The 9152-nt window shown below is 64.7% G+C and carries 7 protein-coding genes and 1 pseudogene; 3 read left to right on the top strand and 5 right to left on the bottom strand.

The annotated features are described in order from the left end of the window. Window positions 1-46 precede the first annotated feature (46 nt). From sufC to ON00_RS15955, 5 genes and pseudogenes are all read right to left on the bottom strand, one after another. A pseudogene (gene sufC / locus ON00_RS20650) lies at window positions 47-896 on the bottom strand (Fe-S cluster assembly ATPase SufC). Next, the gene (locus ON00_RS20645) at window positions 889-1134 is read right to left on the bottom strand and encodes a hypothetical protein (RefSeq protein WP_154651353.1); all 246 of its coding nucleotides are present in this window, start codon (window positions 1132-1134) and stop codon (window positions 889-891) included. The pseudogene sufC and the gene ON00_RS20645 overlap by 8 nt, the downstream one beginning before the upstream one ends. After that, a complete protein-coding gene (gene sufB, locus ON00_RS15965; protein WP_010407505.1) occupies window positions 1127-2611 on the bottom strand; it encodes a Fe-S cluster assembly protein SufB in 1485 nt (494 codons plus the stop codon). Before sufB ends, ON00_RS20645 begins: the two co-directional genes overlap by 8 nt. 124 nt (window positions 2612-2735) lie before the next feature. After that, a complete protein-coding gene (locus tag ON00_RS15960; RefSeq protein WP_010407504.1) occupies window positions 2736-3149 on the bottom strand; it encodes an SUF system Fe-S cluster assembly regulator in 414 nt (137 codons plus the stop codon). A 102-nt stretch (window positions 3150-3251) separates the two neighbouring features. Then, window positions 3252-4109 (bottom strand): AraC family transcriptional regulator, encoded by an 858-nt coding sequence (locus ON00_RS15955; protein ID WP_040601704.1) that lies wholly within the window; start codon window positions 4107-4109, stop codon window positions 3252-3254. A gap of 250 nt (window positions 4110-4359) precedes the next feature. Between ON00_RS15955 and ON00_RS15950 the strand changes: the two genes are divergently transcribed. From ON00_RS15950 to ON00_RS15940, 3 genes are all read left to right on the top strand, one after another. Beyond that, window positions 4360-5424 carry a quinone-dependent dihydroorotate dehydrogenase gene (locus ON00_RS15950; protein WP_040601703.1) on the top strand — a complete coding sequence of 355 codons (1065 nt, stop codon included), beginning with the start codon at window positions 4360-4362 and terminating at the stop codon, window positions 5422-5424. A 145-nt stretch (window positions 5425-5569) separates the two neighbouring features. Further along, window positions 5570-7318, top strand: coding sequence for a gamma-glutamyltransferase (gene ggt / locus ON00_RS15945; RefSeq protein ID WP_010407500.1), 1749 nt, complete (start codon window positions 5570-5572; stop codon window positions 7316-7318). A 49-nt stretch (window positions 7319-7367) separates the two neighbouring features. Next, window positions 7368-9152 carry an AMP-dependent synthetase/ligase gene (locus ON00_RS15940; RefSeq protein WP_010407497.1) on the top strand — a complete coding sequence of 595 codons (1785 nt, stop codon included), beginning with the start codon at window positions 7368-7370 and terminating at the stop codon, window positions 9150-9152.

The raw sequence follows: 9152 nt of genomic DNA, 5'->3' as shown, positions 1-9152 counted from the left end.
CACCCCCAGCCCCTCCCTTTCAGGGAGGGGAGCAGGTTGCGCGCGCTCACGCCACCACCCCGGCATAGCCTTCGCGCTCCAGCTCCGCCGCCAGTTCCGGCCCGCCCGAGCGGATGATCCGACCGGCCGAGAGGACATGGACGAAATCGGGCGCGACATAGCTCAGCAAGCGTTCGTAATGGGTGATCAGGATCACCGCTTTGTCGGGCTTGCGCATGATGCGGTTGATGCCCTCGCCGACGATGCGCAGCGCGTCGATGTCGAGCCCGCTATCGGTCTCGTCGAGGATTGCGAGCTTGGGGTCGACGATGCCCATCTGCACCATCTCGTTGCGCTTCTTCTCGCCGCCAGAGAAACCGACATTGACCGGGCGCTTCAGCATATCCTGGTCCATGCTCAGCGCATCGGCCTGTGCGCGGGCGAGCTTGAGGAATTCGGCACCCGAGAGCGGCTTTTCGTCGCGGCCCTTGCGCTGGGCGTTGAGCGCCTCGCGCAGGAACTGCACGTTGGACACGCCGGGGATTTCGACCGGATATTGGAAGCCGAGGAAGAGACCAGCGGCGGCACGCTCGTGCGGGGCGAGGACGAGCAAGTCAAATCCCCTCCCGCTTGCGGGAGGGGTTAGGGGAGGGGATGTCACATCGGAGTGTGGCACCGACGGAACAGCCCCTCCCCCCAGCCCCTCCCGCAAGCGGGAGGGGAGCAGGATTGAACCAAACCGAGCCCGCCGTCACCTCATACCCCGGCCGCCCGCCGAGCACATAGCCAAGCGTCGACTTGCCCGCGCCATTCGGCCCCATAATCGCATGAACCTCGCCCGCATTGACGGTGAGCGAAAGGCCCTTGAGGATTTCCTTGCCGTCGATTTCGGCGTGGAGGTTGGTGATTTTAAGCATTGGTATCTTCTTCTAATGTTTCGAGCTGCCTGAGGTCACCGCCATAGCGACGATAAACGGCTTTCAATTCCAACAAGTCATGCGCTGTCAGTGCGTCTCGATCGATTGCCAAAAATACTCTACGTCCTTCGCCGCGAGCATCACGAATACAGGCGATGCCTCCGAGCCAATCGAAGTGCGCCTTCTCGTCGCCTTCAGACCAGTACCTGGTGCCTTCAAAGAAGAACGGGCTATCCAACCGACCCCTCCAGCGAAATCCCCAGCAGCTTCTGCGCCTCGACCGCAAACTCCATCGGCAGTTGCTGCAGCACTTCCTTGGCGAAGCCGTTGACGATCAGCGCCACTGCCGCCTCTTGATCCAGCCCGCGCTGCATTGCGTAGAACAGCTGGTCGTCGCTGATCTTGGAGGTGGTTGCCTCATGCTCGATCTGCGCCGAGGGGTTGCGCACCTCGATATAGGGCACGGTATGCGCGCCGCACTGGTCGCCCAGCAGCAGCGAATCGCACTGGGTGAAGTTGCGCACGCCCTCCGCGCCTGGTGCCACACGCACCAGCCCGCGATAGGTGTTGTCCGAGCGGCCCGCCGAAATCCCCTTCGACACGATGGTCGAGCGGCTGCCCTTGCCATTGTGGATCATCTTGGTGCCGGTATCGGCCTGCTGGCGGTTGTTGGTCACCGCGACCGAATAAAATTCGCCGACCGAATTTTCGCCGTTCAGCACGCAGGACGGGTATTTCCAGGTGATCGCGCTGCCGGTCTCGACCTGGGTCCACGACACCTTGGAATTGCGGCCCTGGCAGAGTGCGCGCTTGGTGACGAAATTGTAGATCCCACCCTTGCCGTTCTCGTCGCCGGGATACCAATTCTGCACGGTCGAATATTTGATTTCGGCATCGTCCAACGCGACCAGCTCGACCACGGCGGCGTGGAGCTGATTCTCGTCGCGCATCGGCGCGGTGCAGCCTTCGAGATAGGACACATAGGCCCCCTTGTCGGCGACGATCAGCGTGCGTTCGAACTGGCCGGTATTCTCGGCATTGATGCGAAAATAGGTCGACAGCTCCATCGGGCAGCGCACGCCCTCGGGGATATAAACGAAGGTCCCGTCGCTGAAGACCGCGCAATTGAGTGCCGCGAAGTAATTGTCATGCTGCGGCACGACCTTGCCGAGCCATTTGCGGACGAGATCGGGATATTCCTTGATCGCCTCGCTGATCGAGCGGAAGATGACGCCCGCGCTTTCCAGCTCCTTGCGGAAGGTGGTGGCGACCGAAACGCTGTCGAACACGGCGTCCACCGCGACGCGGCGCTTGGGCTGGCCGTCAGCGCCCAGTTCCTCGACCCCGGCGAGCATCTTCTGCTCCTCGATCGGGATGCCGAGCTTTTCATAGACGCGCAGGATTTCGGGATCGACTTCGTCGAGCGAGCCGAGCTTGGGCTTGGCCTTGGGCTCGGCGTAATAATACGCGTCCTGATAATCGATCGGGTCGATCTGCAGCTTGGCCCAATCGGGCGTGTCGAGCGTCAGCCAGAGGCGATACGCCTGCAGCCGCCAGTCGAGCATCCATTCGGGCTCACCCTTCTTGGCCGAGATGAAGCGGACGGTATCCTCGCTCAGCCCCTTGGGCGCGAAGTCCTGCTCGATGTCGGAATGGAAACCCCATTCGTACGACTTATTCGCGGCTTCATAGGCTTCGGCGTTCTTGGTGGCCATTATCGTACTCCGGTCGCGCAGCGACCTGTCAAAATCTCCGCGTCTCCGCGTCTCCGCGTGAACAAAACTTTCTGTTCACGCGGAGGCGCGGAGACGCGGAGAGAAAAGATAGTGCCTGCGGCGCTCATGCTGGCATCCTCGACAGGCTGGCCAACGTCACGCCGTCGAGCGCGCCGCGGACGGCGCCGTTGACGGCGTTCCAGTGCGGCTTGACGCGGCAGTCGCCTTCCAGCGCGCAGTCGTGGCGGCCTTCTTCGACACAGGCGGTCAAAGCGATCGGACCTTCGACCGCCTCGATGATCTCAGCGAGCGAAATCGCCGCGGCCGGGCGCGACAGGCGGAAGCCGCCGCCGGTGCCGCGCGTGCTTTCGATGAGGCCACCCGCCGACAGGCGGCTGACCAGTTTCTGCACGGTGGGCAGCGGCAGGCCGGTCTCATCGGCCAGCGTCGTCGCATTCAGCTTGGCCGCACTGCCGCAATGTCGCGCGGCGGCGGACATCATCACGACGGCATAGTCGGCAAGGCTGGAAAGACGCATCGAGTCCAATCGGATTAATTCTGTCCGATTGCAAATGGGCGCAGTGGCGGCGCGGGTCAACCCCCGGATCCACCCCTGCCCCGCACTTAGGCATGGAGTGCGCTATGTATCGCTGATCAACGGGCTGACGACGCCGCCCAGCGCGCTCCGGTGCAAAATGGTCAATTGGGAGAGCAGGCCGGGATCGGCGCGAATTTGTCGCGGGGTCAGGCCGGTAAAATGCTTCACCTCGCGAATCATGTGCGACTGGTCGTAGAAACCGCGGTCGATCGCATCGGCAACCCCCTCCTCGCCCCCACGCATTGCCACCGCCGCGCGCAGCGCGCGATATTTGCGGGCGAGCACCTTTGGCGGCGCGCCGTACAGGATATTGCACTTCCGCTCGATCTGGCGACGCGACAAGCCTGTCGCCGCAATCAGACATTCCATTTCCGGCGACGGGCTGCCCGCCAGCCACGCGTCAACGTGGCGGATGAAATTGGCATAGCGCGGATCCACATTATGCAACAGGTCCCGCACCAGCGCTTCGCAAATCCCCACCCGTGGGCCGACTCCGGGCGATTCGCGCAACGCGTCGGCAACCGCTTGCAACCGCGCCGCGCCGAACAGCGGCGCTGCATCGATCACACGGTTGAGCATCGTCGATGCGTCCGCCCCGATCATTGCCGACCATCCCGCAGCCGTCAGCCCCATGCCGAACACCGCCACCGGCCCGGCTACGCGCACGCTGCGCGGGCCGCTGGTCGGCCCAAGGACATGTGCGTCCGGTGCTTCCTGCGTGCTCCCGTCCGGAAAGGCATAGACCGCCTGGCCAGGCGACAGGTGGAACCGCAATTGCGCATAATCGGCGCGCTCGACATCTTCCAGCATCGGCACGTCCGCTGAAAAATCGTAAAACAGCGTGATATACTCAGCTAAGTCGGACGACGGCACGGCGTAGTCCAGTTCAATCGATCCCACGCTGCGACACCCCTGACCTGTCGCGATCAAGTGTAATGCTTCTGCAAGACAAATAAAAGCGGCCCGGATGGTATACCATCCGGGCCGGAGGAAAGATGCTCCGGTCCGGAGCTTCTTGGGTCGCATTGCTTTAATGGCGTTTTCGGAGCGTCGTGTATTGGACAAATTCGTCGCTTTTCATGCTAAATGCACAATTAAGGCACTTTCGCCGGCTTTGACGCCAGCGCTTCCGGATGCCATCAGGCGCACGATGCTGTTCCCCCTGATCCGCCCCGCTTTGTTCGCGCTCGAACCCGAACGCGCGCACACCCTCACCCTCAAGCTGCTGGCGCTCGGGGCCGGGGGGGCGGCTCCGGTCTTTGGCGGACGCTCACCCGCCAGCCTGCGCACCTCCGTCGCTGGTCTGGACTTTGCCAATCCGGTGGGTCTGGCGGCCGGGGTGGACAAGGATGGCCGCGCGATCGACGGGTTTTTCGGGCTTGGCTTTGGCAGCGTCGAAATCGGCACGCTCACCCCGCTGCCCCAGGCGGGCAACCCGCAACCACGCCTGTTCCGGCTGGTCGAGGACCGCGCGGTGATCAACCGCATGGGGTTCAACAATGGTGGTATTGCCGCCGCGCTGCCGCGCGCGACGGCGGCAAAGCGGCGCGGCGTGCTCGGTATCAATGTCGGCGCGAACAAGGACGCGCCCGACCGGATCGCCGATTACGCGCATGGCGTGGCGGCGGCGGCGCAGGTGGCCGATTATGTCACGGTCAACATCAGTTCCCCCAACACGCCGGGCCTGCGCGATCTTCAGCACGGCTCCGAACTGACCGATTTGCTGGCTGCAGCCGACGAAGCGCGGCGCGGCCCGATCGCGCGACCGCGCCTGTTCCTGAAGGTCGCGCCCGATCTCGACGCCGCCGCGATCGATGCGATCGCGCGCGCCGCCGCTGCGCATCATGTCGATGCGCTGATCGTCAGCAACACCACCATCTCGCGCCCGCCGCTGCATTCCGCCCATGCGGGGGAGAGTGGCGGGCTGTCGGGGGCTCCGCTGGCACCGCTGGCCCGCCAGCGGCTTGCCGATTTCCGGGCGGCGACGGGCGGTGCGATTCCCTTGATTTCGGTCGGCGGCATCGACAGCGCCGACGAAGCCTATGCGCGCATCCGCGCAGGCGCGAGCCTGGTCCAGCTTTACACCGCCTTGGTCTACCAAGGCCCTGGCCTCGCCCGCCGGATCGTCCGCGGCCTCGCGAACGCCCTGAAGCGCGACGGGTTCGCGACCGTCGCCGAGGCGGTTGGCACCAGCGAACGACACCGCGAAGCGTAAATCCGTGCCCGCTTCTTTGTGGCTTTGTGCCTTTGTGCGCGCAAATGTCTCGCACGAAGCCACAAAGCCACAAAGAGAAGAAGGCGAGGATGCCGCAGTGCGGGCGGCGGCTTGCCTGTGCGGTGAAGCGCGTTAGGGTCGCCGCATGAACAGATCGCTCGCCGCCCTCGCCCTGCTGTTGCTCGCGCCCGCCACCGCAGAAGCACGCCGCCCCACCGCCAAGACCGTCACCAGCCTCGGCATGGTCAGCGCCGCCGATCCGCGTGCGGCAGCGGCAGGCGCGGAGATCTTGCGCAAGGGCGGCAGCGCAACCGATGCCGCGATCGCGACGATGCTGGCGCTGAATGTCGTCGAGCCGCAGAATAGCGGGATTGGCGGCGGCAGCTTCATGGTACATCACGATGCCGCCACCGACCGCACCACCGGGCTCGACGGGCGCGAGGCCGCGCCTGCCGCCGCCGATCCCAAGTGGTTCTATGGGGCCGATGGGAAGCCGCTGCCCATCTTTACCGCCATCCCCGGCGGCCGCAGCGTCGGCGTGCCCGGCAATTTGCGGATGATGGCGCTGGCGCATCAGCGCTATGGCAAACTGCCCTGGGCGACCTTGTTCGGCCCCGCGATCCGCCTGGCGCGCGATGGCTTTGCGATCACCCCGCGCCTCCACAACGGGCTCAACAATTTCGGCCGGCATCTCGATCCGTGGGCGCGCGCGCATTTTCTGGGCGATGACGGCAAAGCGCTACCGGTCGGCACGATCCTGAAGAACCCGGAACAGGCCGCGCTGTTCGGTGCTATTGCCGCCAAGGGGCCGGACGCCTTTTATACCGGGGCGGTGGCACAAAAGATCGTCGCTGCGGTCAACGGGGCGGCACAGAATCCGTCCAAGATGACGCTCGCTGATCTTGCCAGCTACCATTCCAAAGAGCGCCCGCCGATCTGCGGAACCTACCGTGTCTACAAGGTCTGCGGGATGGGGCCGCCCTCGGCTGGGGGGATCGCGGTGCTGATGATCCTCAAGCAGCTTGAGCGCTTCGACATGGCGGCGCTGGGCAAGGACAGCCCCGTCGCGTGGCACCTCTTCGCCGAGTCCGAACGGCTCGCTTATGCCGATCGCGATCTGTATCTGGGCGATCCCGATTATATCAGCGTGCCGGTCAAGGGCTTGCTCGACCCCGGCTATATCGCCGCCCGCTCGGCGTTGATCTCGCCGGAGCGCAGCATGGCAAGCGTCGCCCCCGGCACACCGCCCGGCGCGCCGCCGCGCACGCCCGCCCCCAATGCCGATATCCCCGGCACCAGCGACCTGGTCGCGGTCGACCGGCGCGGCAATGTCGCCGAGGTGACCACCACGATCGAGAGCTATTTCGGATCGGGCCTGTCGGTCGGCGGCGTGATGCTCAACAATGAGCTGACCGATTTCGATTTTGTCCCCGCCAAGGACGGCTATCTCGTCGCCAACCGCGTCGAAGGCGGCAAGCGCCCGCGCAGCTCGATGTCGCCGACGATCGTCTATGGCCCCGATGGCAAGGTGCGCATCGCGATCGGCGCGGCGGGCGGATCGACGATCATCGCCCAAGTCGCCAAGGCGCTGGTCGCGGTGCTCGACTGGAAGATGTCGGCGCAGGATGCGATCGGCCTGGGCCTGCTCTATGCGCCCAAGCTCGACGCGGTGGCCGAGAAGGGCACGCAACTCGATGCGATGGTCCCAGCACTCCAGGCGCTGGGCGAGCATGTCCAGATCGCGCCGCTTGGCCTCAAGGCCAATGCGATCGAGCGCGTGAACGGCCAATGGATTGGTGCCGCCGATCCACGCAGCGAAGGCGTCGCGGTGCGCGAGGACGGCCAGACCACGCAGATCGTCCGCGCCGGTGCCGCACCGCGCCCGCCTGAATAAGCCCTCACACGCAGCCGAACGCGGCGCGCTTGCTCCCCGGGAGAGAAGAATGCGAACCCTCGAACACTTCCCCAATCTCGTCGCGATGTTCCTGACCCGCGCCGCCGAAAAAGGGGATGCCCCGTTTCTGTGGCACAAGAGCCAAGGGCAATGGGTTTCGCGAAGCTGGGCGGAAACCGCACGTCAGGTGGCGAGCCTTGCCGCTGGCCTGAAAGCGATCGGCCTGGTGCCCGGCGACCGCGTGATGCTGGTATCGGAAAACCGCCCGGAATGGTGCATCGCCGATCTCGCGATCATGGCGGCGGGGTGCATCACCGTGCCGACCTACACGACCAATACCGAGCGCGACCACGCCCACATCATCGAGAACTCCGGTGCCAAGGCGGTGATCGTGTCGACCGCGAAACTGGCCAAGACGCTGCTCCCCGCCGCGATCCGCGCGAGCGCCGCCAAGATCGTGATCTGCATCGAGGATCTGCGCGCCAACCAAGCGGGCGCGCTCGAATTCCATCCGTGGAACCGCCTGCTGGCCGATCACGACACCGACCCGGCCAGCATCGCCGCGACCGCAACGCGCGACGACACCGCCTGCATCATTTACACCAGCGGCACCGGCGGTTCCCCGCGCGGGGTGATGCAGCATCACGGCGCGATCCTGCACAATGTCCATGGCTGCTGCACGATCATCGAGGAGGATTTCGGTTGGGAGGACGAAGTGTTCCTGTCGTTCCTGCCGCTCAGCCACGCTTATGAGCATACGGGCGGGCAATATTTCCCGATCGGGCTCGGCGCACAAATCTATTACAGCGAGGGCCTCGACAAGCTGGCCGCCAATATCGAGGAAGTCCGCCCGACGCTGATGGTGGTGGTACCGCGCCTGTTCGAGGTGCTGCGCACGCGCATTTCCAAGGCGGTCGAGAAGCAGGGCAAGCTCTCCAGCTATCTGCTCGGCCGTGCGCAGGCGCTGGGTGCCAAGAAAGCGGCGGGCAAAGCGGGCTTGCTCGACAAGCCGATGGACCTGTTCCTCGGCGCGACGCTGCGCCCGAAGATCCAGCAACGCTTTGGCGGCCGGATCAAGGCTTTGGTCTCGGGCGGGGCACCGCTGACGCCCGAGGTCGGCACCTTTTTCGAGGCGATCGGCATCACCATGCTGCAAGGCTATGGCCAGACCGAATCCGCCCCGGTCATTTCGTGCAACCGCCCCAAGGTCGGGCTCAAGATGGATACGGTCGGCCCACCCTTGGTCGAAACCGAAGTGCGCATTGCCGAGGATGGCGAAATCCTGGTGCGCGGCGAACTCGTCATGAAGGGCTATTGGCGTAACGAGGCCGAAACGGCGCGGGTGCTGAAGGATGGCTGGCTGCACACCGGCGACATCGGCGTGATCGACGCCAAGGGCCGCATCCAGATCACCGATCGCAAGAAAGACATTATCGTCAACGACAAAGGCGAGAATGTCGCGCCGCAAAAGGTCGAGGGGATGCTGACGCTGCAACCCGAAATCGCGCAAGCGATGATCTTCGGCGACCGGCGGCCCTATATGGTGGCGGTGCTCGTGCCCGATCCCGAATGGACGCAGGAATGGTGCGCGCGCGAGGGGACAGTGTGCGATTTCAAGCGGCTGGCGGAAAGCAGCGCCTATCGCACCGCGCTTGGCCAAGCGGTCGAGCGCGTGAACGTCGACCTTTCAGTGACCGAACGCATTCGCCGCTTCGTGCTTGCCGACGAACCCTTCGCGATCGAGAACGAACAGCTCACGCCTTCGCTCAAGATCCGGCGGCATGTGCTGAAGGCGGTGTACGGGCCTCGCCTTGAGGCCCTGTACAAGGCGTAG

It is taken from the genome of Sphingomonas echinoides ATCC 14820, assembly GCF_000241465.1.
In the GTDB taxonomy this organism is placed as follows: domain Bacteria; phylum Pseudomonadota; class Alphaproteobacteria; order Sphingomonadales; family Sphingomonadaceae; genus Sphingomonas; species Sphingomonas echinoides.
This window is presented reverse-complemented; position numbering and strand designations above follow the sequence as displayed.